The sequence below is a fragment of the Daejeonella lutea genome (genome assembly GCF_900168015.1).
Taxonomy (GTDB): domain Bacteria; phylum Bacteroidota; class Bacteroidia; order Sphingobacteriales; family Sphingobacteriaceae; genus Daejeonella; species Daejeonella lutea.
This window is the reverse complement of sequence record NZ_FUYR01000003.1, coordinates 328,970-351,802: the sequence shown is the minus strand read 5'-3', so window position 1 is coordinate 351,802 and position 22,833 is coordinate 328,970. Positions and strand designations below refer to the sequence as shown.

The 22,833-nt window shown below is 41.6% G+C and carries 15 protein-coding genes and 1 tRNA gene; 1 reads left to right on the top strand and 15 read right to left on the bottom strand.

Going from position 1 to position 22,833, the window contains the following annotated elements; all coding sequences use genetic code 11:
* Nucleotides 1-231: 231 nt before the first annotated feature.
* The 4 genes from pth to B5X60_RS15080 all read right to left on the bottom strand — a co-directional run bounded on the left by pth (nt 232) and on the right by B5X60_RS15080 (nt 2,653).
* Nucleotides 232-792: an aminoacyl-tRNA hydrolase gene (gene pth, locus B5X60_RS15095; RefSeq protein WP_079703550.1), complete on the bottom strand. Its 561-nt coding sequence runs from the start codon at nt 790-792 to the stop codon at nt 232-234.
* Between the two features lie 89 nt (nt 793-881).
* Nucleotides 882-1,457 (bottom strand): 50S ribosomal protein L25/general stress protein Ctc, encoded by a 576-nt coding sequence (locus B5X60_RS15090; RefSeq protein WP_079703549.1) that lies wholly within the window; start codon nt 1,455-1,457, stop codon nt 882-884.
* An 83-nt stretch (nt 1,458-1,540) separates the two neighbouring features.
* Entirely contained in the window at nt 1,541-2,485 is a 945-nt protein-coding gene (locus B5X60_RS15085; RefSeq protein WP_079703548.1) for a ribose-phosphate pyrophosphokinase, read from the bottom strand.
* A gap of 94 nt (nt 2,486-2,579) precedes the next feature.
* Nucleotides 2,580-2,653: transfer RNA gene (locus B5X60_RS15080), tRNA-Gln, on the bottom strand.
* Between the two features lie 320 nt (nt 2,654-2,973).
* Between B5X60_RS15080 and B5X60_RS15075 the strand changes: the two genes are divergently transcribed.
* Nucleotides 2,974-6,129 carry a glycosyltransferase family 117 protein gene (locus B5X60_RS15075; RefSeq protein ID WP_079703547.1) on the top strand — a complete coding sequence of 1,052 codons (3,156 nt, stop codon included), beginning with the start codon at nt 2,974-2,976 and terminating at the stop codon, nt 6,127-6,129.
* Between the two features lie 95 nt (nt 6,130-6,224).
* Here the strand turns inward: B5X60_RS15075 and B5X60_RS15070 are convergent, their stop codons facing one another.
* From B5X60_RS15070 to B5X60_RS15020, 11 genes are all read right to left on the bottom strand, one after another.
* Nucleotides 6,225-7,181: an acetyl-CoA carboxylase carboxyltransferase subunit alpha gene (locus B5X60_RS15070; protein WP_079703546.1), complete on the bottom strand. Its 957-nt coding sequence runs from the start codon at nt 7,179-7,181 to the stop codon at nt 6,225-6,227.
* Between the two features lie 95 nt (nt 7,182-7,276).
* Nucleotides 7,277-7,492, bottom strand: coding sequence for a hypothetical protein (locus tag B5X60_RS15065; protein ID WP_079703545.1), 216 nt, complete (start codon nt 7,490-7,492; stop codon nt 7,277-7,279).
* A 31-nt stretch (nt 7,493-7,523) separates the two neighbouring features.
* Entirely contained in the window at nt 7,524-8,744 is a 1,221-nt protein-coding gene (locus B5X60_RS15060; protein WP_079703544.1) for a hybrid sensor histidine kinase/response regulator, read from the bottom strand.
* A 17-nt stretch (nt 8,745-8,761) separates the two neighbouring features.
* Nucleotides 8,762-14,428 (bottom strand): HAMP domain-containing protein, encoded by a 5,667-nt coding sequence (locus B5X60_RS15055; RefSeq protein WP_079703543.1) that lies wholly within the window; start codon nt 14,426-14,428, stop codon nt 8,762-8,764.
* A gap of 261 nt (nt 14,429-14,689) precedes the next feature.
* Nucleotides 14,690-15,238, bottom strand: coding sequence for a hypothetical protein (locus B5X60_RS15050; protein WP_079703542.1), 549 nt, complete (start codon nt 15,236-15,238; stop codon nt 14,690-14,692).
* A 30-nt stretch (nt 15,239-15,268) separates the two neighbouring features.
* A complete protein-coding gene (locus B5X60_RS15045) occupies nt 15,269-16,108 on the bottom strand; it encodes a ThuA domain-containing protein (protein ID WP_079703541.1) in 840 nt (279 codons plus the stop codon).
* A 126-nt stretch (nt 16,109-16,234) separates the two neighbouring features.
* The gene (locus B5X60_RS15040) at nt 16,235-16,630 is read right to left on the bottom strand and encodes a hypothetical protein (RefSeq protein ID WP_079703540.1); all 396 of its coding nucleotides are present in this window, start codon (nt 16,628-16,630) and stop codon (nt 16,235-16,237) included.
* Nucleotides 16,631-16,804: 174 nt separating this feature from the next.
* Nucleotides 16,805-19,612 (bottom strand): carboxypeptidase-like regulatory domain-containing protein, encoded by a 2,808-nt coding sequence (locus tag B5X60_RS15035; protein ID WP_079703539.1) that lies wholly within the window; start codon nt 19,610-19,612, stop codon nt 16,805-16,807.
* A 60-nt stretch (nt 19,613-19,672) separates the two neighbouring features.
* Nucleotides 19,673-21,208 carry a hypothetical protein gene (locus B5X60_RS15030; RefSeq protein ID WP_079703538.1) on the bottom strand — a complete coding sequence of 512 codons (1,536 nt, stop codon included), beginning with the start codon at nt 21,206-21,208 and terminating at the stop codon, nt 19,673-19,675.
* 6 nt (nt 21,209-21,214) lie between these two features.
* The gene (locus B5X60_RS15025) at nt 21,215-22,033 is read right to left on the bottom strand and encodes a fimbrial biogenesis chaperone (protein ID WP_139377499.1); all 819 of its coding nucleotides are present in this window, start codon (nt 22,031-22,033) and stop codon (nt 21,215-21,217) included.
* A gap of 274 nt (nt 22,034-22,307) precedes the next feature.
* The gene (locus B5X60_RS15020; protein ID WP_139377498.1) at nt 22,308-22,802 is read right to left on the bottom strand and encodes a hypothetical protein; all 495 of its coding nucleotides are present in this window, start codon (nt 22,800-22,802) and stop codon (nt 22,308-22,310) included.
* Nucleotides 22,803-22,833: the final 31 nt, after the last annotated feature.

Sequence of the window (22,833 nt, the reverse complement as noted above, 5' to 3'; positions counted from 1 at the left end):
ATTCGCCAAAGTTGCTTTATAGCAATAAAGTTGCACTAAAAAACTTAGCCCAAATGTTAAACCGTGTTAACTAGTGTTAAAAGACCTTATACCATTAGATTAAAAAACTATTGAAATTCCATAAATTGCCGGACATAGTTTTTACTCTGTGCAATTTAAAACTAAACTACTAGTTTTTCAACTAGTTCTTTAGTTAATAGCTTTCGCCCCTATAAGGAATTATCGTGCTGATTATTTATTGAACCTGGTCATGGTAAGTTCAGGCCCGACAGCAATGAAACTTTTAACCATTTCCACCGATCGATCTATCAATGCCGGTAACTCAGGCTGTTCATCATCATCAAAACCACTAAGAACATAATCTACCTGACGGCCTTTGGGGAAATTATCCCCCACACCAAATCGCAAGCGAGAATAATTAGAATGTCCTAAAGCCATCTCTATACTTTTAAGACCATTATGTCCACCAGCACTGCCCTTAGGTTTGAGTCTTACAGTTCCCAGGGGAAGCGCAAGCTCATCAACAAGAACCAAAACATTTTCAACAGGAATTTTTAAATCTTGCATCCAATAATTCAGCGCTTTTCCACTCAGGTTCATATATGTTGTAGGTTTAATTAAATGAACTTTCCGACTTTTATAGCTAAACTCTGTATAGTTGGCCAGCCTCATATTAAAAAAGGACGAATGTTCTTGCTTAGCCAATTCATCGGCAATCATAAATCCGATATTATGGCGGGTGTCGGCATATTCAGGGCCTATGTTTCCTAAGCCTACAATAAGGTATTTCATGCTATGCAAATATGAGAAAGTTTGCAGGAATGCTTGAGTAAAAAAAAAGTCCCGGTAAACCGGGACTTCTTCTTAAACCATTCCTTGGTTTATTTCTTCGCTTCGTTCTCCGCTTGTTTCAACGCACGTGACATGGTTACAGAAACAATGGTATCTTCAGCATTATTTGTTATTTTGAAGTTGTCGAATTTTAATTCTCCTACACCCACTGATTTACCAACATCAAGTTTTTCGATGCTAACTTCAACATACTGTGGCATATCTTTAGGTAAAGCTTTAACACGTAGTTTACGAAGCTTTTGAACTAATTTACCACCAATCTTTACACCTGGTGAAGTTCCGGTAAGTTTTACAGGGATCTGCATAACTACTGGTTTCTTCTCATCAAGTTCCAAGAAATCCACGTGAAGTGGTTGGTCAGTTAATGGGTGAAAATGTACATCCTGGATGATAGCTTGTGCTTTAACCCCAGCAACTTCCAGCGCAACGAATGAAACTTCTGGTGTATACACCAAACCTCTCAAATCAGATGCAGACACAGAAAAGTGGATTTGGTTTTTTCCACCATAAAGAACTGCAGGCACTTTACCTTCGTAACGCAGCTCTTTAGCGTCTCTTTTCCCTACGTTCTCTCTTGGAGAACCGCTAATAGCAATTGATTTCATTTTTTATTTATTTGTTATTGTTTATTTGTCGTTGACCATTGGATACTCCTACAATCAAACTAACTTCTTTTGATCTCTTTATTTTAATCAATATTGAACAAAGCACTCATAGAGCCATGTTCGTTAACATTTGCGATGGCTCGACTAAACAAGTCAGCTGTGGAAAGCACTCTTATTTTAGGGCTGGTCTGCTTGGCTGCAATAGTATCGGTTACGATCATTTCCGCCAACGCTGAGTTTTCAATTGTTTTATAAGCATCACCTGAAAGAACCGGATGTGTACATACAGCCCTTACACTATTCGCCCCATTTTCCATGATCAGTTCAGCAGCTTTCGCGAGTGTCCTTGCTGTATCACAAATGTCATCGATCAAAACCACATCTCGCCCGGTAACATCTCCGATAATCGACATAGATTCAATTTCATTTGCCCGCTTTCTCTGTTTATCACAGATAACCACTTCTGCGTTGAAATATTTTGCAAATGTGCGTGCTCTGTATGAGCCTCCCATGTCTGGTGATGCAATAGTCAGATTTGGTAAATTCAAGCTTTTGATATGGGGCACAAAGATTACCGATGCATCTAAATGATCAACCGGTATATCAAAGAAACCTTGGATCTGGGCTGCGTGCAAATCCATTGTCATTATTCGGTGTGCCCCAGCTGCGGTAATCAAATTCGCCATAAGCTTAGCGCCAATAGCTACCCTGGGCTTATCTTTTCGATCCTGCCTGGCTAGACCAAAGTATGGAACGACCACAGTAATATAATGAGCTGAAGCCCGTTTTGCAGCATCTGTCATCAATAACAGCTCGATAAGATTATCGTTGGGCTGATTGGTCGACTGGATTAGAAAAACATCGCAACCACGTACCGATTCATTAAAATGGGGCTGAAATTCACCGTCGCTAAAGCGTGAAAGGACAACGTCCCCCAGGCTTTTACCATATGCCGCAGCAATTTTGGTTGCAAGGTCAATAGTGCCTGAGCCTGCGAATAATTTGATCGGATTAAAAGATAGAGGCATTTTTGTTTCGGATATCGATGATTAAAAACAGATACTCAATATGTCAGGTCGTTTACGGCCTTATTATCTACAATTCCGAAACTCGAAATTTTTATGGTTGCCCGACCTGGATTCGAACCAAGACAAACTGCACCAAAAACAGTCGTACTACCATTATACTATCGGGCAATCAAAATCAAAAAGAAGGTCTTTTTGAAATGGAATGCAAATATAGTGTGATAAACTATAAAGTGCAAATGAAAATCGATTTTTGTTGTCGCGAGTAGACCACAACCTTAATCATCGATATAAAATGAGGGTTCAACAAGGTGAAAGCTTCGTCAACCTGAAAAATAAGGAACGAGCGCTTACTTACCAGTCCGTTATGGAAGTGGAGAGTTGTATCTGAGCTATTGTTTTCCTGCGTCCCAGTGTTAATTAGTGTTAAACCTTGCGCCATTTGTACGTCAAATTCACTATTTTCGGCAGCAATATTTGAACTGAACTCTATGAACTATAATAGAACCAATAATTTGTTGGGATGGCTATGTTTCCTGACGGCCTTAATTGTATATACTTTTACTCTGGAGCCGACCACTAGTTTCTGGGATTCGGGAGAGTTTATTGCTTCAGCTTATAAATTACAAGTAGTCCATCAGCCCGGAGCGCCATTGTATTTGATGGTAAGCAAAGTTTTTTCTCTTCTTGCAGGTGGAGATACAAGCAGGGTGGCATTTTGGATAAACATATGTTCTGCATTGGCCAGTGCAGCAACCATCCTATTTCTGTTCTGGACAATTACAGCGCTTGCACGTAAAATCATCGCTAAACCCGGCGTCAGTTTAACACAGGGTGAAATGATCACGATCATGGGTTCCGGCCTTGTTGGTGCCCTAGCTTACACATTTTCAGACTCATTCTGGTTTTCGGCCGTTGAAGCAGAGGTATATCCCCTTTCTTCATTATGCACGGCTGTTGTTTTTTGGGCGATCTTGAAATGGGATCAGCATGCTGATGAACCATATGCTGACAGATGGCTTATTTTCATTGCTTATGTAATGGGACTTTCTATCGGGGTGCACTTGCTTAACCTCCTCGCAATCCCAGCTATATCTTTGGTCTACTACTTCAGGCGCTCTGCAGTGAGGACTTCATCTGGAACGCTTTTAACATTGCTGGCTGGTATAATCATACTTGCTTTTATCCAATATGGTATTGTTCAGTACATGATAAAATTTGCCGCTTATTCCGATCTGTTTTTTGTAAACACTCTCGGTTTAGGTTTTGGAACAGGAATAGTTTTCTTTGGAATTCTTGTAGTAACTGCTCTTACCGCAGGTATATTTTATACGATTAATGGTGAGAAAGCCCACCTGCTTACCGCTGTTACTGCGTTTGTCGCTCTAATGACCATAGGTGGTGGAATCGGCGGTCTCATTGTCTCAGGAATAATCCTTGCCATATTAGAGTATATGTTAAAAATTCGCGATAAACGTCGCGTACTCAACCTTGCATTGGTATCGATTGTGTTTATCATTTTCGGATATGGTTCATTTGCGATGATTGTCATTCGCGCTAAAGCTGACCCAACCCTGAATAATAATGATCCTGATAATGCTTTTTCACTATTGAGCTACGTAAATCGTGAACAATATGGTGACCGACCGTTAGCATATGGTCAGTATTTTGATTCAAAACCCATAGACAGTAAACAGGGTGATATTATTTATCGAAAGGGGAAAGAAAAATATGAGTCTGCTGGCCAAAAATACGAGCGAGTATATGATCGAAATACCATAATGCCCCGAATGTATAGTGACGACCCCCAACATGTGGCGACTTATCGCGATTGGATGGGAATGACCGAAACTCAATCACCCACTTTTATTGATAACATTGGCTTTCTAATGAGCTACCAAACAGGTTTTATGTATGCCCGTTATTTCGCCTGGAACTTTATTGGCAGACAAAACGACGAACAAGGCCATGGAAATTATACTCAGGGCAATTGGTTATCGGGGATAAAACCTATTGATAACCTGCTATTGGGAGGCCAGTATGATCTTCCTAAAAGTCAGGTAGAAAACGGCGGATACAACCGATATTATTTTTTACCATTTATACTTGGAATTATCGGTGCCCTGTGGCATTTCAAAAAGAATCAAAAAGACGCTGGAATAGTTGGGCTGCTGTTTTTCTTTACAGGAGTTGCAATTGTACTTTACCTTAATCAAAACCCTTTACAGCCTCGTGAACGTGACTATGCATATACCGGATCATTTTATGCCTTTGCAATTTGGATCGGCCTCGGTGTTGCAGGAATCGCCGACTTTTTCCGCTCTAAGGTCAAAGCCCCGACTGCTGCCGTACTTGCTACTGTGATAGGCTTATTGGCTGCCCCAATGTTGATGGCAAAAGATGGCTGGAATGATCACGACCGTTCTACGAAGTTCACTGCCCGCGATATGGCGGCCGATTATCTTGAATCTTGTGCACCGAACGCAATCCTTTTCACCTATGGAGATAATGATACATACCCTCTTTGGTATGCGCAGGAAGTTGAGAACATTCGACCAGATGTACGGGTTGTAAACCTTAGCCTTTTAGGCACAGACTGGTATATCCGGCAGATGAAAAAGAAGGTGAACCAGGCTGATGCACTGCCAATAACTATGGCAGACGAAAAATTTGTTCAGGGAGTTCGTGACGTAATGGGATATCAGGACTACCAGGTTCCGGGAAGCGTCGAATTGAAAAATCTGTTTGATATCTTAACTTCTGAGGACGAAGCAGATAAGGCGACTTATCAGGATGGGTCAAAAGAAAATTTCCTGCCTTCTAAAAACTTCAAAATTACAGTAGATCCTGCACAGGTTATTGCTACCAAAACTGTTCCGGCTAATTATCAATCCTTACTTGCGCCATCAATGGACTGGTCGTACAATAAGAATTACGTAACCAAGACTGAATTAGCGTTAATTGATATCCTGGCTCATAACGACTGGAAAAGACCTATATATTTTGCGATAACTGTACCTTCTGACAATTATATAGGCTTGGACAATTACCTGTATAACGAAGGCTTTGCATACCGTTTGCTGCCATTAAAGCCTCAGGTTGCTGATTCAGCATCGGGAGACAAACCAGAACTGACCAACACAGATGCCATGTACAATAACATGATGACGAAGTTTAAATGGGGCAACATGAAAAATGCTTCTTATTTAGATCCCGAATCACTTAGAATGAGCTTCACTATCATAAATCATTTCAATATACTAGCAGAAAACCTTTATAAGCAAGGTAAGGTAGAAGAAGCCCGCAAGGCGTTGTTAAAATGCATTGAAGTTGTTCCTGACAATAACTACTCGCTCAATTTTACGATCAGGAAATACTACATGGCCGACTTGCTTTATAAAGTTAAAGAGCCCGCAAAGGCTAACGAACTAATCATAAATACGGCCGATTATATTGAGGATCAATTGAACTACCTATCGGCGATTGCTCAAACAAAAGAAAATCTAAATGCTAGAGAAATGCAGCTCGGGATGTATGTGATTGCCGAAATGGTAAAACTTACAGCTCAAAACAAACAGGCTGATCTCAATAAGAAATTACAAGCGCGATACAGCGCCATGGACAGCAAATTCATGGGATTACGATAAGTGTAAATGATCTAACAAAACCTTTTATAAAGCAAAGGCCCTTACCATTAATCGGTAAGGGCCTTTACTTTATGACTTTGTGTGTAATTTGTTCCCTACGATTCGACAACAACTCCCATTGCACAAAACTTTTCGATCCGCTCATTAATAACTGAGTCGATATCTCTGGGTTTTAATTCTTTAAGGTCTTTGATGATCCGATCTTGTATGGATTTTGCCATTTGTTCAGGATTATGATGCGCTCCTCCAAGTGGTTCGGTTATTATTCCATCGATCAGTTTATTGTGGAACATATCTTCGGAGGTCAGTTTAAGGCAATCTGCTGCCTTTTCCTTGAAGTCCCAGCTACGCCATAAGATCGACGAACATGATTCTGGTGAAATAACGGAGTACCAGGTATGCTCCAACATGTAAACACGGTCTCCAATACCTATTCCCAAAGCACCGCCAGATGCGCCTTCACCCACAATAAAGCAAAGAATTGGCACCCTTAGCACTGACATCTCCATTAAGTTTTTCGCAATCGCTTCCCCCTGACCACGTTCTTCAGCCTCCAGACCCGGGTATGCGCCAGGGGTGTCTATGAAAGTAACTACAGGTTTATTGAATTTTTCAGCCAATTTCATCAATCGCAAGGCTTTCCGGTACCCTTCAGGATTAGCCATTCCAAAATTGCGGTACTGCCTCATCTTAGTGTTAACACCTTTTTGATGACCAATGACCATCACGGTTTCACCACCAATGCTCGCAAAACCTCCAACTATCGCCTTATCATCCTTGACAGTCCGATCGCCGTGCATTTCGATGAAGTCATCGCAAATCATCTCGATATAAGAAAGTGTGTATGGGCGTTCAGGGTGGCGTGAAATCTGGACTTTTTGCCATCCGGTCAGGTTAGAATAAATTTCATGTCGGGTTGCTTCGATCTTTGCCTCCAACTCAGTCAGCGTGGCCGACATATCCACCTTGGTCTTATCTGCTACCTGATTGACCTTATCAATTTGTGATTGAAGATCAGCAATAGGTTTTTCAAAATCGAATGATGTAGTCATGTATGAATTTAATGAGCCGGCTAAATTAGGAAAATTAAATTTTGCGAAAAGAACGATTTAATTGAATATACCACAAATAATCTACCGCTTCAGCATTACGGATGCAGATTTTTAAGTGTTTCTTTTGCCGATCCCCAGTTGCCGGCTTCTTTGGAGTCATGCTCCGCATTGTCGATCAATTGCTGTAAACCCGATAGTGCTTCAATAACTTCAGAAGCTTTAATTTTATGTTTCTTTAGTACTGGAAGGTCGAGGATAATTCCCTTCTGGTGACCTTTTTCATCAGTAATGAAATTTATTCCTTCTATCATAAAAATTAAATTATTTATACTCAACGCTGCATCAGGCAGTCTCCGCCACGCTGTCAGCAGGAACGGTAAACTTAAAGCATGTGCCTTTGTCTAGCTCACTTTCAATTTGTATCGAACCTCCATGCTGAGCTACAAAATCACGAACGAGCAAAAGACCTAAACCCGATCCCTGTTCATTGTTTGTACCCGTTACGGATACTGGGCTGACACTTGTAAATAATGACTGCTGCACTTCCTTGCTCATCCCTATTCCTGTATCCATTACACAAATTTCAACCATATTGTCTGAAAATGATGCTGAAACGGTGACAATACCCCCTTCAGGAGTATATTTTATGGCATTCATCGCCACATTTTGAAGTATGGAGCGAAGCATAAAAACATCAGCCTTCACAAAAATGTTCTCCGGAATATTATTTTCCAACTTCACATCCTTTTGTGATGCATTTGGTTTCAAAATCTCGAGGGAGATATCAATGCCGGTTCTAAGCTGAATACTTACCGGGTTAAACGCTGTTTTCTCACGTTGATTTTTCGCCCAATTGACCAGTTCATTTAGCTGTTCTAATATTTTATTGGATGTGCGATGAATTATTGTAGCAAGATGCTGGACTTCTTCCACATTCTCAACCTTACTCTTCTTCAATCTATCAGATGAGGCTAAAAGAGCAGTTAGGGGGTTCCGCAAATCGTGGGATATAACCGATAAAAACTTATCCTTGGAAATATTCAGATCTGTAAGCTCGTGATTAAGATTTTCGAGTTCCTTTGTACGGTCCTTTACTCTATCTTCCAACTCCTGATTCAGTTTTCGCAAATCCCCATTTATCCGCGTAAGCTTTTCCTCCTGGGTTTTTAAGATTTGATTCTTACGATAAAGCTCCACAAAGATCGCAACTTTAGACCTGAGAATTTGGGTATTGAAAGGTTTACGGATATAATCAACAGCACCCGCCTGATAGCCTTTAAATATTGCAGCCTCTTCATCATCCTGACCGCTGATAAAAATGATGGGAATATTCCTTAGCTTATCACGCTGGTATATCACTTCAGCTGTTTCATATCCATCCATAATTGGCATCCGGATATCCAGCAGAATGAGAGAAAAATCTTCTTCCTTCAACAGGATTGACAAAGCTTCACGACCAGAAGTTGCTGTGACAAAAGCATATTCATCTTTTTCCAAAACTACCTGCATGGACATAAGATTGTCCACATTGTCATCTACTAAAAGTATTTTAACCGGATCCAAATTAATCGCGTTTTAAATTAATATAACCAAACACGCATCAGCGACAACAGCTGATCTGTTTTAACTGGCTTTGTAATGTAATCTGATGCGCCGGAGGCGATGCACTTTTGCCTGTCTCCAAGCATCGCTTTAGCAGTTACAGCAATAATAGGCAAGTTCTTATTCTTGTTTTCCTTCCTAATCCATTGTATGGTTTCATAGCCATCCATTTCGGGCATCATTATATCCATAAGCACAATATCTATGCCCTTTTGCGCACTTAGAATTTCTAAAGCCTCCCTTCCGCTTTCAGCTGTTATAACATTGAGCTTTGAACGTTCAAAAGCTGCTGTAAGGGCAAACAAATTTCGCACATCATCGTCAACCACCAGCGCAGTCTTGCCATCCAGAATATCTGAATTATCCCTAACCTTACTTATAAGATCCAGTTTCGTATTGCTTAACGTCTTAACGTCAATGTGAAGCAGGTTTAAGACTTCCTCAAGAATTGTCCCATGTGAAGTTGGCGTCTTGGTTATCAATTTATACGTAAGCCGCTTCAACTGAATCAACTCATTGGATGTAAAATCCCTGGCAGAATGCAGCAAGACTGTCGTTTGAGGCCGCTTTAACAAATTTATTTGCTTGAGCAGGTCAAGGCCTTTGGCATCAGGAAGTGTGTAATCGACGATAATACAATCGAACATTTCCTTTTTAAGAATAGCGATCGCCTTTTTACCTGTGGTTGCAGGTACGACAGTTACATGGTCATTTACTAGAAGTTTTGAAAGATGTTCCAGCTCGACTTCATTGTCTTCGATCAACAACACACGCTTTTTAGTCTGCTCATGGAAGTTAACTATCCCTATGATAAGCTCATCGAGGGCGCTATTGGACAATGGTTTCAAATGGAAACTTCTTGCCCCAAATTTCAAAGCAGCAGATCGATCATCCTCACCTGAAATCAAATGCACAGGAATATGCCTGAATTTCAGACTATTTTTTAGGGCTTTCAGTACTTTCCAGCCATTAGATTCAGGCATCTTAACGTCCAGGGTTATGGCAATCGGATTAAATTTCGCTATGGCATCAAATATCGCCAGATAGTGGGTGGCCACCACTACCTTTAAACCGTAACTGTGCGATCTTTCAATAACAATTTTTGTGAAACGCAAATCATCTTCGATCACAAGAAGTACCTTATCTGAGGGCAGAATATTGTGCCTGTCATCATCAATTACCACTTCAACGGGGTCATTTTGCATTGTTTTGGTATGCACCGGCGCGTACTCTTCTTTAACTTTAAGATCGTTTAAAATTGCTGGCACCGGCACCTCACTATATTTCAAGGGAAGGTATAATGTAAATGTACTTCCTTTACCCAAGTCGCTCTGAACGCCAATAGTTCCACCTAAAAGCTCTGCAAACCCCTTACTGATAGAGAGACCTAGTCCGGTACCACCGTATTTACGGCTCGTAGAACCTTCGGCCTGTTGAAATGCTTCGAAGATAATCCCCTGTGTCGTTTGAGAAATTCCAATACCTGTATCCTCAATTGCGAATGCGATTACAGAATCGGCACCCGGAATTGGATTTGATTTTTCGATGTCTGGACGGTAAATATTCAGTTTTACGCTGCCTTTTTCGGTAAACTTAAAGGAGTTTGATAGCAAATTCTTAAGGATCTGGTTCAAACGCTGAATATCAGTCTCCATAACCTCAGGAAGGCCTTCTTCAATATCAATCTCAAACTTGAGATTCTTTGCTTCTGAGATAGGCCGGAAGGTCGTCTCCACAAACGATGCAATCTCCCTGAACCCAACCGACATAATATCGGCCGAAATTACTCCTGATTCTATCTTAGAAAGATCAAGGATGTCATTTATCAGCTGGATAAGGTCGTCTCCGCATGAGTGAATTGTTTTTGCATAGCTTATTTGCTTTTCGTTCAAGTTACCTTCGTGATTCTCGAAAAGCTGCTGAGCCAGTATCAATAAGCTGTTAAGTGGTGTTCTTAACTCATGCGACATATTTGCAAGGAACTCGGATTTATATTTGGAAGTAAGGGTTAGCTGCTCAGCTTTCTCCTCCAGTGATCTTCCTTTATCATGCAGCTCATCATTTGCCCGCCTCAACTCTTCCTGCTGAGATGAAAGCTCCCCCGCCAGTGATTGCGACTGAGACAAAAGTTCCTCTGTACGAGTATTTGTCTCAATATTATTAAGTACGATCGCAATGCTCTCCGTAAGCTGATCAAGGAAATCGATGTGTGTATCGCTGAAGTTTTCAAAAGAAGCCAGCTCGATTACAGCTTTTACATTATTCTCAAATAAAACCGGTAAAATCACCAAGTCCAAAGGAGGAGCACTTCCAATTCCGGAACTTATCTTTAAATATTCACCCGGGACGTTATTTAATCTAATCTGCTCTTTATCCGATGCGCACTGCCCTACCAATCCCTCATTAAGAGAGAATTCCTGGTTCCGCATAATTTTGCCTTTTTGTGCATAGGCGGCAATCAGTTTTAGTTTTGGATCGTCAGAAGATTCTGGCTGTTCAAGAATGTAGAAAGCACCGTATCTGGCATTTACTAATTCGGCAAGTTCGGAAAGCACGTTGTTAGCAACGGCGTTTCGGTCACGCTGTCCCTGTAGCATCTGAGCAAACTTGGCCAGGTTAGATTTAAGCCAATCCTGCTCATGATTTCTCAATGTTGTATCTTTCAGATTAGCAATCATCTGATTGATCGTATCCTTTAATGCCTCAAGCTCACCTTTTGCGTCCACACGAATAGTTCGGGTAAGGTCACCCTTGGTTACAGCGGATGCAACCTCAGAAATGGAGCGCACCTGAGTAGTAAGATTCTGAGCCAACTGATTTACGTTTTCGGTAAGATCTTTCCATGTTCCTGAAGCACCTGGCACACTTGCCTGTCCGCCCAATCGGCCCTGAACCCCTACCTCACGGGCAACTGTCGTTACCTGGTCTGCAAAGACCGCCAGCGTGTCGATCATCTCATTAATCGTATCTGTCAACTGAGCAACCTCACCAAGTGCATTAATTGATAACCGTTGTTTCAAATTACCTTTCGCGATTCCGGTTGCCACCTTCGAGATACCCCTGATCTGGCCCGTAAGGTTAGACGCCATTTGGTTTACCGAATCTGTCAAATCCTTCCAGGTCCCACCTACACCTTTCACCTGAGCCTGACCACCCAATTTACCTTCTGTACCAACCTCACGAGCTACCCGTGTAACCTCAGAAGCAAAGGAGTTTAGCTGATCCACCATCGTATTGATAGTGTTTTTCAAATCCATCATCTCGCCTTTTACGTCGATAATTACGGTTTTGGAAAGGTCACCACCTGCCACAGCTTTTGTAACCTCGGCGATGTTACGAACTTGAGATGTAAGGTTACTCGACATTTGATTCACGGAATCCGTCAAATCTTTCCATGTTCCTGCTACACCCGGTACAAAAGCTTGTCCACCCAGGTTACCATCCGTTCCCACCTCACGTGCCACCCTCGTTACCTCGGATGCAAAACCACGGAGCTGATCCACCATGGTGTTAATCGTTTCTTTCAATTGAAGGATCTCACCCCGTACGTCAACGGTAATTTTCTTGGATAGGTCACCATTCGCCACAGCGATAGAAACGTCTGCAATATTTCTTAATTGGGCGGTAAGATTACCTGCCATTTTATTCACACTATCCGTTAAATCCTTCCAGGTACCATCAACACCCGGCACGTTAGCCTGGCCTCCCAACTGACCTTCAGAACCCACTTCCCTCGCTACACGCGTAACCTCGGAAGCAAACCCCCGCAGCTGATCCACCATCGTATTGATAGTGTCCTTTAACTCGAGAAGTTCCCCTTTGGCATCCACGGTAATTTTCCGCGACAAATCCCCTTTAGCCACCGCCGTAGTTACTTCGGCAATATTTCTCACCTGCGATGTCAGGTTATCCGCCATCTTGTTCACGGAATCTGTTAAATCTTTCCAGGTACCACCAACCCCTGGCACGTTCGCCTGACCACCAAGCTGGCCTTCAGAACCTACCTCACGTGCAACCCGCGTTACCTCCGATCCGAAGGAATTTAGCTGATCCACCATCGTATTAATAGTGATCTTAAGCTCCAGCATCTCGCCTTTTACGTCAACTGTGATCTTTTTTGAAAGGTCACCTTTCGCTACAGCTGTCGTTACTTCCGCAATGTTCCGAACCTGGCCTGTAAGGTTACCGGCCATTTGGTTCACCGAATCCGTTAAATCCTTCCATGTTCCCCCGACTCCTGGCACATTTGCCTGTCCTCCCAGCTGTCCGTCTGATCCTACCTCCCTTGCCACACGTGTTACCTCTGACGAGAATGAGTTCAACTGATCCACCATCGTATTGATCGTGTTCTTTAACTCTAGAAGCTCACCCTTTGCGTCAACGGTAATTTTTCGAGACAAATCTCCTTTTGCAACGGCAGTGGTTACACCAGCAATGTTCCGCACCTGATCGGTAAGATTACTTCCCATCTGATTCACGGAATCGGTAAGATCCTTCCAAACACCACCAACTCCCTTAACTTTTGCCTGACCACCCAATTCTCCTTCCGTACCCACTTCCAAGGCCACACGTGTAACCTCGGATGCGAAAGAGTTCAACTGGTCAACCATCGTATTGATAGTCTTTTTCAACTCGAGCATCTCCCCCTTAACGTCAACCGTGATCTTTTTGGAAAGGTCACCGTTTGCAACCGCAGTGGTTACCCCAGCAATATTCCTCACCTGTGATGTAAGATTACCGGCCATCCGGTTTACTGAATCCGTCAAATCCTTCCATGTTCCAGCAACTCCAGGAACTTTCGCTTGTCCACCAAGCTTACCTTCAGTACCTACTTCGAGTGCCACCCTGGTAACCTCTGAAGAAAATGAGTTCAGCTGATCCACCATGGTGTTTATTGTGTTTTTCAGCTCTAGAATCTCGCCCTTCGCCTCCACCGTGATCTTCCGGGAAAGGTCTCCTTTAGCAACAGCTGTTGTCACAGCGGCAACATTCCTCACCTGAGCTGTAAGGTTACCCGCCATCTGGTTCACCGAATCCGTGAGTTCAGCCCATACTCCAGCCACACCTTTAATCTTGGCCTGTTCTCCAAGCTTTCCTTCCGATCCTACCTGCCGTGCAACCCGCGTAACCTCCATCGAAAAAAGTTGGAGCTTCGAAAGCATCTGATTGGACTCCTTGGCCATTCTCAGGAACTCCCCTTTTAATGGCTGACCATTAATTTCAAGTGGTATTTGTTTGGCCAAATCTCCATTCGCAACTGAGTTGATCATCCCTGCAATCTCAAGTGCCGGGGAAGTAAGATCCGTGATAAGGCTGTTGAGCGAGTTTACACCTCTAGCCCATTCGCCTTTTGCTTCGGGCATTGCAATCCTCTTGCTCAGGTTGCCTTTTTTTCCTATAACATTCTCAGCTGCCGAGATTTCACTTACGAGACGCTGATTTATGTCGATAATATCATTTAAAACTTCGCAGATCTTACCGTTAATACCTGCCTGAGTCACTGGCATCCTGATACTCAGGTTACCATTCTTCACCATCGACAAAACGTTGAGCAGAACTTTCAGATCGAGTGCTTCCTGAGCCCCATTAGCACTACCGTTGAGACTGCTATGCTGGTTCTCTAATGTGTCTGACTTTACTTCCATGTATTTAGAGCGTATGAATTACAATGACATTAATTTTTGTGAAGGTGGTTCTGGTAGAAAAAGATAATTGTTGAATAGCAATTTGCCTTAATTGTTCAATTAATATCCCTCACCATTGTCAGAAATATTACCTCGGTAATACACTGATACAATACCTGTTTCCCAACAAATTGTTTTATAAAAATAATGTTTTTTGAAAAAGCATTTAAGTGATTAATACCTGTTTGTTTACGGGACCTTTTACCAGAAGGTTTCGCGTAGCTAATTGTTCACAACGTAGTTTATGACAGATACACTGTTGATTATCTTCCTACGTTCTGCCATGCCATAACAGACATTATCGTAGTATTCGGGATCGTAATATAAGAGACGTTTCATAACCCTCTTACCAATAAGAACGAATTCATAGCTATGCGAATTGTATATCTGATATTTTTCTAGGCAAAAATTTGGAATATCTTTCTCGTTCTTAATCGAAAAAAGCTCATTTTGAACAAATGTATCCCATACCAAAAGCAGGTTCTTATTTGCAAGATTTATCGGTTTCAACTGTTGATTTTTTTCAATGTAACTGAAGGCTGCCAGATTGCTATCGTTTTTTGCCAAAATGAAATAATCCGACTTTTCAGTTGGTTTGTCTGTAAACTGCATCCGGTAGGAAATCACAAAATCATTGGACTTAGTTAGTTTATGCAGAAATGGGGCTAATTCATCTTGATTGTAAGCTTTACCTTCCTTAATGGACACGACCTCCTGTGCCAGTAAAACGAATGGCATGAAAAGAAGAAAAATACCCGCCCAAATTCTCATAGCACTACAATCTGATCTCAAAACATAATTCTATTTTTTCTTAGACCCTAACCACAACAGGGCGTTAGTGATCAACCGATTCTGATTTTCATTTGCAAAAGTAAAGGATAAAGTACTATTGGTATTATCAACTTTACGTTCGTAGTCAATGTCATTATGGCCCATATTCACGTAAAGCATTTTATACTTTGTATTTGTCCAAACTACAGGATAGTAACCTTCGTGCCAGATCTCGTGCGGCTTCGGACCAGTACCCAATGGAAAACTTGCGGGGTCAATGGAAAGCAGAATTTTAATATTCGGGTTTGCTTTGAGGTCATTTTTCCAGCGATACCATTCATTTGGGGACGCATTAAACGTTTTACCAAGCCCCTTTGTGGTTGGGTGGTTTTTATCTTCAACCTTTAAGATAGCTGAAGTCGGCCTCCAGGTATTGCTACCATACTGGCCTGACCCGAGGAATGTATTATGATACCAATCCCAATTTTGGGGATATGCAGAAGGAGTCAAAGCAAAGGCTGCAAAATGAAAGCCCATCCAAGCACCTCCATTTTCCATGAATTTTTGAAAGGCAGCACGGTGTTCTGGTTTTTCAGGGCGGGTATCCAGGAAAAGCACAACCTGGTAATTCGCCAGAAATGCATCATTCATGCTATTCCAGTCAGTTGTAGCTTCGAATGAGAAGTTATTTTTTGACGCTGTCTCTGGAAACCATTTCAACGCTTCCTTTACATAGCTAATATGGGCTTGATCATTTTTTCCTGTATAAAAAGCTATTACCCTGAACCTGGGTTTACTTTGAGCATTGACGATGCCCATTACACTTAAAAAGAAACAAAAGACTAAACTAAAACGCAGAACACTAGACATTTTAAACGAGCTTAATAAAATGAAAAGATAAAATCTTTTTCAGATAAAACTACCCCTCTAAAAGTAACATTCGCGATCCGTTAGAAAAGTTGACGGAAATTGGACACGCGTCCTTTACGCGTTAGGTTAACGAGGGTCGATCTGATATATAACCAGATTGGAGGTGTTCATGTGCTTCGCACCGGAGTTTGGAGTATTTGTAGCAGCGATTCGATAAGAACCCTTTTCTAAAGACCGTGAGCCAACAGCAGTTTTATTGGAGTAAAACTCTTTGTACAACCTTTGATATTCTGAATGATTCGAGGCAATCTTTTTTACCTGGGATGCCGATTGACTTAACATCTGAAGTGGGCCACTTTGTGGAGTTCCTTGATTTTCTGAAACCACTTCATTTAAAGCAAGATTATTAAAAGTAACGCTCTGAACGTCCGTCAGCGTTATGTTCAACGATGCAGTTGATGACTGCGCCTTGGCGACAGTAACCAGTAACAACGTAAAAATGCAAAGAATTATTGCCTTCATGGACGTAACAATATGACTAAATATAGAAATATATATTTATACGATCCAAATAGCAAAAGGTTGCGATTAAATTTAAAGTCCTTGAAAACAGTTATAGGAGGTAAGAATATTGAGAAGTAACCGCATTAAACGCGCCATTGCGTTATGCCAGACAGGATTTAATCAGACTTAAAGCTAGTTACGCGGCGCTACGTTAGGAGAGGTAAATTTCTTCGTCTGAATTTTCCGTGCTTTGACGAGCAGTTTCACATTGACGGTTTGAGGACTTTCAGCAGTTAGTCTAAACGTGTCCGGAGTCTTCTCCACTTCCACTTCTGGAGGTAGATTGCCACTATCAACACTTATAGAATATTGGCCGATAGGTAAATAGAAAATATATTGGCCTTCAGCATTTGTCTTTGTTATATGCTTAACGTTATTTTCACCATTGGCAACAACCGTAATTCCCTGGAGGTTACGATTGATTTCGTAGCTGAATTCGTTAAACACAAAACTTAAGGTACCCCTTAACGTACCTGTACGTTTCAATGCAATCTCAACCCGTTCTTTTTTCTCATCCAGTTTTACATTTTGGTCGGGAGCATACCATCCTTTTGTATTGGTAAGCGATATTCTATATGCCTCATATGGAAGTTTTTTATAATCAACAATCCCGTTAGAACTGGTAATGAAAGCTACATTATTTATATATAACAGATGCCCTACAGCCTTGGTGTCACCTTCATCAAATACATTATTTTGATTCGCGTCCTGAAAAACAAAAACTTCTAAATCACTGATTTTTGCACCAACCTTTGGGAGAGATAGTTTCTGCGTGATTCCCATTTCCAGAATACTCAGGTTATAATCCCCGTACCTGTTATGATTAATCGAAGAATAGACAGCTGTTTTTGGCTTGAAATCGTATTCCGCTCTTCCCGTTAAATAAAAGTTATTCCCAAACGCGCTACTATTTATAAAAGCGAGGCCGGTCTCAGTCCTTAACTTATTTCTTAGAAAGCTTTTTTGGAATGATGGGATAATATTGATCAACCTGGGTGAACTTACGTTCCGCAGGAAATTATTTGCAGCTTCGCCAATATAGAAAGTTCCCATCTGCACTGTGGAACTCAAATTGAACATTCCCTTTCTGTAGTTCAGGTTGGAACGGAAATGGAAACGCTGCGACGGGTCAAAGGTCGAACTGTAAAACCCTGTTTCTGTGTTAATCGACAAATACTGGCTGCTCGAAATCGGATAATTAAATGAGTTATTCACATTCCAGGCCATAAGCGAATGCTGTTCTTCCGGAAGGTTCTGGAATCTAAAAGAGTTGTTCGTTTCCCTGGTGTACACCGGTGCGATAGAAACATTTAGCTTTTTAAAGATGGTACCGGACATCCCAAGTTCTGCGCGGGTTGTGCTAAATACCGGCAGGAATGATTGGAAGCTAGACAGGGTTTTAGGAGCATAATGGTTATAATCTACTCCAGCCCAGATATTGGAACCTTCGCGCAGCCAGGTGATCCGTTCATTAAATGATAAGGCTCCTCTCCTCATTCCGGGATAATATCCCGAACTGTAATAATTCTGGCTATTAATTACCAACTTTTTTATTGTACCGTTTATTAGTAAACCTCCAGCAAAACTTGGTTCTGTTTTATTACCATTCTCAAATTCAGTAGTGTAACCGCCGCTTAAGGAAGCCATCGCCCGTAGCCCTTTGTATTTAGTCAACGTAAAGTTATTCCCCAGAATCGCGCTCCTAGTATTAAGGATTGGATTAACCTCATAAATTGCTGACGAAGCAAGTTCCCAGTTCTTAGCGGTATGTGTAAAAGTGCCCCAGCCGGCATTACCAACAGGGAAGAATGTATTTGACTTATTTCCAAGAAGGTTGGAGTTACCATCTATAAATCCGACCTCATATGCGTTATCTGAAGCGGTATCTGTAACAGAAAAACTTGCGCCCCTTCCGCTCAAATTGATATCCAAATTCTTATTTATATTTCCAGCAGCAAATCCAAATTTGTCATTATTATAGGTAAGGTAAGTACTTCGGGCCATTGGTGGGGAATAAGAATTCTTCCAAGTTGTCAGATCCAGATTATAACCGAGCATTCCCTTTTGCAGTTCCAGGTTACCGCGTCCTGTTATCAAGTACGACTGATTTGGAGAGAACATGCTTTGAGAACTTAGGGTAATGCTGTTAAGGTTATATGAATCACTCAACGATTCATCCCGGAAAGCACGTTCATTACGCGCACTCTGAACCTTCACATATGCCATACCAAATATATCGCCGTTATCATACAGTCCACTGAATGTCACGTCAAATCCTTCAGAATTCAACATCTTCTTGATCACTGGCTTAACAAATGTTATCAAGGTATCAGCCGTTGGCTGAATGACGAATTGCATTGTGGTATGAAACGCGTCGTCCTGAAATATTGACGGATACCGGTTTATCAGCGTAACCTTTTGTGGAGTATTCCCCGGGTTAGTTATTCGAATAGGAATTTTAATGGAATCACTCGCCGGATCAAGAAGAATACTTGACACAAGGGCAAACATATTGACATTCCTTTTGATCGAGACCCGCAGTTTGGTTTCTGCTGTAGCCAGAATATTATTGGATGGTTCAGCCAGTAAAAAACGGACAAGATGATCCTTGCCGGATGCTGCCCGCTTAGTCACAAATATTTTAACCGGAATAAAGGTACTATCCCCGGGAGATAACGTTATTGCGACTTTATTCTTGCTAATTAAATTGATCGTAGATGGAATATTTACATCTACTAGCCCAGAAACCGAAACATTTCGTTTGTTGACTATTTTAACGGTCAGGTCGATTAGATCCTCATTCGACGCGTTTACCGTTGATACTGAAGGCTGGAATACAAGCAGCGAATCTTGCGCATATCCATTGAATGAAGCAAAAAAAAGCAGAACTATGAGGACGGATGTCAGTTTTCTGAAAGCAGGCCTGATCCGTTCTGACATTTTGATATATTTCGATTCCGTTTTCAATCTGTAACCCTGAATAGATCCACCCGAAAATGATTAGCGTGGGATAGCAATAAAGAGAACTGTAGTGTTAAACGTACCTGACTTGTTTAAAAGCCGCGAATCTGCTGCCGCGGTATAGTATCTCAAGTTGTATTCAACAACCTGATGGCTCGGGTGAGACACAGGATTATTGATTATTATCTGGTCTGCCGTTGATAAGGCTCGTGTATATACATTTATAGCCGCTCCATTTGTAGAAGTGAACTTAGTAGTTTCAACGTTAACTGCTCCTACCGGGATAGTTTCATCATTTTCATTCTCAAGATTTGAGCCGCTCGTCTTGATAAGGATCTGGTATCCGCTGTAACCGGTCACTTTTAAGCCTCGTGCTTTTGAAACTGATACTCCACTCTGGTAGTTAGCGAGTGTATTAAAAACCATGTTCACCACATTAGATGAATTCTGCAGAACAACGGTGTAGCTATTAGTACTGGAATTAATCTGAAACGACACATCCTGTATTTTTGTAGACACCACCTGATTGTTTTGGTTATACAGAGTAAATGTTAAACTTGCAGTGTAGGTCCCATTGGGTACTAATAAATGGTTACCTCCGGCTATGATCATATCGAACTTATGCTCTGTTCCGGCATAGGCTGTAAATCCCTGATCTGACTGATCTATCAAAGCAACATCCGAATAGGCCAGAGCTACAGCATTATTTGTAACTCCTATCTGGGCAGCAGTAGGTGAGCCCGACGCTACCCGGTTGAAGCGTAGCGCGAAATATTGTGCCGGAACGGAATTACTTCCGTTCATGAAATTACCGTTAGCACGTACCTTCAAACTCCAGCCTGTACAGACGGCCTGATTTGGTGCGTATTGAATACTCACAGCGTCTGTCACTGTTCTTCCCGCCATCTGTGCCGCGTAATCTGTAAATACGGGTTGATTGCTGAAATAAGAATTTATGGTTGCTCCAGTACAGCTATTGTTAAAGCTAACTATAAAAGATACCGGTACGTTGCTGTTTGTTGCCACGATCGTGCCGTTCTGAGCAACTAATGTTAAAGTAAGTGTTGTACTATAAGTGCCCGAACCTGCAAGTAAATGACTGCCACCTGCGATCGTCATGTTAAGCTTGTGCACAAAATAGTAATGAGGTGGTGATTGCAGCGCTGTGGTTGTATTTATCAAAGTCGCTGGAGTGATTTTGCTCAGAGCTTGATTGCCGGTTCCGCTTACGCCAGATGGCCCCCCATCTACAGAATTAAATCCTATAGAAACATATTGAGCAGAAATTACATTTGTACCGTTAGTAAAATCACCGTTAGCCTGAACTTTTAGCGTCCAGCCTGCAGGCAGATTAAGTCCACCCTGAGGGAAGTTCTGATACTGAACAAAAATGTAATTGGTTGCGGTACATCCGGTGCTAATATCAGATGAAGTTGCAATGGTGCAATCAGAACCTTTATAGAAATCTACTGTTTGTCCTGAAGCTCCTATCGAAACAAAGAATGCCAGAGCTCCAATAAGACCCGACAGGAAAAACCTGTAAGTGCGGTTATAATTATGGTGAATAAACTTCATCTGAATCTATCGCGCAAACTCCAATTCAACCAGCTTCAACTCATCTTTATTGCCATAGTTAATTACTGCTGTTGCGGTATACTTTCCCTTTGCAATGTTAGCTGGTAACGACTGACGGACAATTCGTTTGTCACCTGGCAATGAAAATATGTCCTGATCGTCCAGTTTTGTTTTTGCACCCGTTTGAGTATTGAGGATCTCCCATTTCACCTTTCCTTCAAGCCAGGTCTTGCCGGTATTCTGCAGATTTAGTTCAAGAAATCCTCCTGTTGCCTTGTCTTCTTTTGCAGGAAGTATATCCGTAAAATTTACTACTTCTATATCCCGCTCATCAGTTTGTGAGAAGCTATGGTAGATCTTCACTCCCATCCGAACGCTAACCTTAATGGATGTTCCATCCTGTGCTTTTGCATCGCCTGGATTCAGTTGTGTTAAAAACAACATGGCTGTATGTACCGGAATTGAAGTGTTCGCATCACTTGGTACTGTAAAGATGATATCAAGTTCACGCTTCTCGTTGGGTTGAAGTGTGAAATACGACCCAGGCATTACCTGAATCCATGCAGAACCTGAATTTTTCAACGTTCCCGCATCATATGTTTGATTATTTCCTAAAGTGTCATAATCCCAGTCATTCATTGAAACACCGATTTCCAATTCTTTGTTGTTGGGGTTGCTTACGACAATCTTTTGGGTAGCAGAGGCACCTGGTCCAAGCTTGTAATAAAGCTTTCCAGGGCTAACAGTCATCCCAGCCTGTGCCATCACGTTTGTATTAAAACCGATCAGAGCAATCAGAGATAAAAGGCAGATTAGTTTTTTCATAGAGTAAATATAAAAATGCTTTTGCAGAAGACTTCGGTATAACGAATAAATACGTGCTTTATTGGTACTAACCATGTACGCCGATTGTCATCTTGTATGTAATAGGCAAAAGGGAGTCCAAACACAAAAAAGGCGTTTAAATGCGTTGATTGGCTATTTTAGTTAAACCGTGTTAATAAGACTGGGATGTTCTTGCCCAATTGGGGAATTGGATACTCAAGATTGTAATAACCAACCTAAGCCTGAGAAGTAAAAATAACTTCCATCGCTATCGCTAAGGTTGTATTACGGTAAATATAACAGGGATTATACTTGGGGAAGCGTTCTTATCGATATACGCAAACTGACTACCTATCTTATAGGCTATATTGAATTTGTTGGTGGAGACAGAACCGTTCCAGGAGGTGTTCTGCGCCGTAATTACTGTTGCCGGTGTTCCCCCAGCTGGAGGCAAGACGACATCTGATTCCAAGATCAAACCGTTCGTATTCCCTTTGTTCGTAGTTCCAATAAGTGAACTAACCTGCACTAAGCCGTCAGTGCCGGCTCGTGAATCTCTCGGAATCCCGGATATAGCTTTAACGATATATCCTTTGTTACTTACAACACTGATCTGATCACTCGCTACGGCTTGTATTCTGTTATCATTTTTATCAGCTTCTACAGGCAGAAATTTAGGTTCATTCACAGTAAAGGTCAGCGCATCATTCAAAGTAATAGCCATGTTCACCGACTGGGCAAACATGGCATTACTTATTAGTGAGAGCATGACGAATACAAGTAAAAATAACCCGTTTCTC

What these genes read in the sequence shown, in the direction of transcription:
- pth (WP_079703550.1), bottom strand. Translation starts at nt 792, where the DNA reads ATGAAATACCTTATTGTAGGCTTAGGAAACATAGGCCCTGAATATGCC.
- B5X60_RS15090 (WP_079703549.1), bottom strand. Translation starts at nt 1,457, where the DNA reads ATGAAATCAATTGCTATTAGCGGTTCTCCAAGAGAGAACGTAGGGAAA.
- B5X60_RS15085 (WP_079703548.1), bottom strand. Translation starts at nt 2,485, where the DNA reads ATGCCTCTATCTTTTAATCCGATCAAATTATTCGCAGGCTCAGGCACT.
- B5X60_RS15075 (WP_079703547.1), top strand. Translation starts at nt 2,974, where the DNA reads ATGAACTATAATAGAACCAATAATTTGTTGGGATGGCTATGTTTCCTG.
- B5X60_RS15070 (WP_079703546.1), bottom strand. Translation starts at nt 7,181, where the DNA reads ATGACTACATCATTCGATTTTGAAAAACCTATTGCTGATCTTCAATCA.
- B5X60_RS15065 (WP_079703545.1), bottom strand. Translation starts at nt 7,492, where the DNA reads ATGATAGAAGGAATAAATTTCATTACTGATGAAAAAGGTCACCAGAAG.
- B5X60_RS15055 (WP_079703543.1), bottom strand. Translation starts at nt 14,428, where the DNA reads ATGGAAGTAAAGTCAGACACATTAGAGAACCAGCATAGCAGTCTCAAC.
- B5X60_RS15050 (WP_079703542.1), bottom strand. Translation starts at nt 15,238, where the DNA reads ATGAGAATTTGGGCGGGTATTTTTCTTCTTTTCATGCCATTCGTTTTA.
- B5X60_RS15045 (WP_079703541.1), bottom strand. Translation starts at nt 16,108, where the DNA reads ATGTCTAGTGTTCTGCGTTTTAGTTTAGTCTTTTGTTTCTTTTTAAGT.
- B5X60_RS15040 (WP_079703540.1), bottom strand. Translation starts at nt 16,630, where the DNA reads ATGAAGGCAATAATTCTTTGCATTTTTACGTTGTTACTGGTTACTGTC.
- B5X60_RS15035 (WP_079703539.1), bottom strand. Translation starts at nt 19,612, where the DNA reads ATGTCAGAACGGATCAGGCCTGCTTTCAGAAAACTGACATCCGTCCTC.
- B5X60_RS15030 (WP_079703538.1), bottom strand. Translation starts at nt 21,208, where the DNA reads ATGAAGTTTATTCACCATAATTATAACCGCACTTACAGGTTTTTCCTG.
- B5X60_RS15025 (WP_139377499.1), bottom strand. Translation starts at nt 22,033, where the DNA reads ATGAAAAAACTAATCTGCCTTTTATCTCTGATTGCTCTGATCGGTTTT.
- B5X60_RS15020 (WP_139377498.1), bottom strand. Translation starts at nt 22,802, where the DNA reads ATGCTCTCACTAATAAGTAATGCCATGTTTGCCCAGTCGGTGAACATG.